The organism is Citrobacter sp. wls826, from assembly GCF_005281245.1.
Lineage (GTDB): Bacteria > Pseudomonadota > Gammaproteobacteria > Enterobacterales > Enterobacteriaceae > Citrobacter > Citrobacter braakii.
Window position 1 is genome coordinate 94886 of the sequence record NZ_SZWS01000018.1, and the last position, 2575, is coordinate 97460.

Annotated in this window: 3 protein-coding genes and 1 pseudogene; all 4 read left to right on the forward strand. The window is 60.0% G+C overall.

The window, feature by feature from the left end:
- Nucleotides 1-127: pseudogene (locus tag FDW87_RS21635) on the forward strand (2-keto-4-pentenoate hydratase); the annotation flags it as partial.
- Nucleotides 124-1074, forward strand: a complete 951-nt coding sequence (mhpF, locus tag FDW87_RS03140; protein WP_137379451.1) for an acetaldehyde dehydrogenase — start codon at nucleotides 124-126, stop codon at nucleotides 1072-1074. The pseudogene FDW87_RS21635 and the gene mhpF, both read left to right, overlap by 4 nt.
- Nucleotides 1071-2084, forward strand: coding sequence for a 4-hydroxy-2-oxovalerate aldolase (mhpE, locus tag FDW87_RS03145; protein WP_137379452.1), 1014 nt, complete (start codon nucleotides 1071-1073; stop codon nucleotides 2082-2084). The genes mhpF and mhpE overlap by 4 nt, the downstream gene beginning before the upstream one ends.
- A gap of 68 nt (nucleotides 2085-2152) precedes the next feature.
- Nucleotides 2153-2575, forward strand: a 423-nt coding sequence (locus FDW87_RS21640; RefSeq protein ID WP_252362976.1) for an MFS transporter, incomplete at its 3' end; no start/stop codon positions are given.

Sequence of the window (2575 nt, forward strand, 5' to 3'; positions counted from 1 at the left end):
TCTCACCGGGGCGTTAGGCCCGATGGTGGCGGTGAATGCGGGCGATCGTTTCGAAGCCCATATCGACGGTATTGGTTCAGTTGCCGCCACCTTTTCAGCGGCGGTTACAAAAGGAAGTCAGTCATGAGTAAGCGTAAAGTCGCCATTATCGGCTCTGGCAACATCGGCACCGATTTGATGATTAAAATTCTGCGTCACGGCGTACGTCTGGAGATGGCGGTGATGGTGGGGATTGATCCGCAATCCGACGGTCTGGCACGCGCCCGGCGTATGGGCGTTGCCACCACCCATGAAGGGGTGACGGGGCTTCTTGCGATGCCAGAATTCGCTGACATTGACATCGTGTTTGATGCCACCAGCGCGGGCGCGCACTTGAAAAATGACGCCGCGCTGCGCGCCGTAAAACCGGGGATCCGTCTGATCGACCTGACGCCCGCAGCGATCGGCCCGTACTGCGTCCCGGTGGTGAATCTGGAGGCCAACGTTAACCAGCAGAACGTCAATATGGTGACCTGCGGCGGGCAGGCGACCATCCCGATGGTGGCGGCGGTTTCTCGCGTGGCAAAAGTCCATTACGCCGAAATTATCGCCTCGATCGCCAGTAAATCTGCGGGACCGGGCACCCGCGCCAATATCGACGAGTTTACCGAAACCACCTCGAAGGCGATTGAAGTGGTGGGGGGCGCGGCCAAAGGCAAAGCCATTATCGTACTTAACCCGGCGGAGCCGCCGCTGATGATGCGCGACACGGTGTATGTGTTGAGCGAAGCGGCCTCCCAGCTTGAAGTTGAAGCGTCGATTAATGACATGGCGGCGGCGGTGCAGGCGTATGTGCCAGGCTATCGCCTGAAACAGCGCGTCCAGTTTGAAGTCATCCCGGAGGATAAACCGGTGAATCTGCCGGGTATTGGTCAGTTTTCCGGGCTGAAAACCGCGGTGTATCTGGAAGTGGAAGGTGCGGCGCACTATTTACCCGCCTATGCGGGCAACCTCGACATTATGACTTCCAGCGCGCTGGCGACCGCTGAGCTGATGGCGCAGTCACTCACCCGTCAGGCAGGAGAAGCAGCATGAACGGTAAAAAACTCTATATCTCTGACGTGACCCTGCGCGACGGTATGCATGCGATTCGTCACCAGTATTCGCTGGAAAACGTGCGCCAGATTGCCAAAGCGCTGGACGACGCGCGGGTTGATTCCATTGAGGTGGCCCACGGCGACGGTTTACAAGGTTCCAGCTTTAACTACGGCTTTGGCGCGTACAGCGATCTCGAGTGGATTGAAGCGGCAGCAGACGTGGTCAAACACGCAAAGATCGCCACGCTGTTGCTGCCGGGCATCGGCACTCTTCATGACCTGAAAAACGCGTATCAGGCCGGCGCGCGAGTGGTGCGCGTGGCGACCCACTGCACCGAAGCGGACGTGTCGGCCCAGCATATTCAGTACGCGCGTGAGCTTGGCATGGATACCGTCGGCTTTCTGATGATGAGCCATATGACCACGCCGGAGAATCTGGCGCAGCAGGCGAAGCTGATGGAAAACTACGGCGCGACGTGTATCTACGTGGTCGATTCCGGCGGGGCGATGAATATGAGCGATATTCGCGCCCGCTTCCGCGCCCTGAAAGCGGTGCTGAAGCCGGAGACAGAAACCGGAATGCATGCGCATCACAACCTGAGTCTCGGCGTGGCGAACTCGATTGCCGCGGTGGAAGAGGGCTGCGACCGTATCGACGCCAGCCTGGCGGGTATGGGCGCTGGCGCGGGCAATGCGCCGCTGGAAGTGTTTATCGCCGCTGCGGATAAGCTCGGCTGGCAGCACGGCACCGATCTGTATGCGCTGATGGACGCCGCCGACGATCTGGTGCGTCCATTGCAGGACCGTCCGGTGCGGGTGGATCGCGAAACGCTGGCACTGGGCTATGCCGGGGTGTACTCCAGCTTCTTGCGTCACTGCGAAGTGGCGGCGGCGCGTTATGGCCTGAGCGCGGTCGATATTCTGGTTGAACTGGGCAAACGCCGAATGGTGGGCGGCCAGGAAGATATGATCGTCGACGTGGCGCTGGATCTGCGCAATAGCAAATAAAAATGATTACGCGGCTGGCAACGTATCAGCCGCGACTCACCTGCATCGTGACCTCAGAGGTACATCTTATGACTACCCGTACCCCCACATCTTACCGCCTGACGTTAACCGTCGGGCTTTGCTTTTTAGTTGCCCTGATGGAAGGGCTGGATCTACAGGCCGCCGGGATCGCTGCCGTCGGTATCGCCCAGGCGTTTGCGCTGGATAAAATGCAGATGGGCTGGATCTTCAGTGCGGGCATTCTCGGACTGCTGCCCGGCGCGCTGGTGGGCGGCATGCTGGCCGATCGCTATGGCCGCAAGCGTATTCTTATTGCCTCGGTGGCGCTTTTCGGCCTGTTCTCGCTGGCGACGGCGATTTCCTGGGATTTCTCGTCGCTGGTGTTTGCCCGTCTGATGACCGGCGTCGGGTTGGGCGCGGCGTTGCCGAATCTGATCGCGCTGACCTCCGAAGCGGCGGGCCCGCGTTTTCGCGGTACGGCGGTGAGCCTG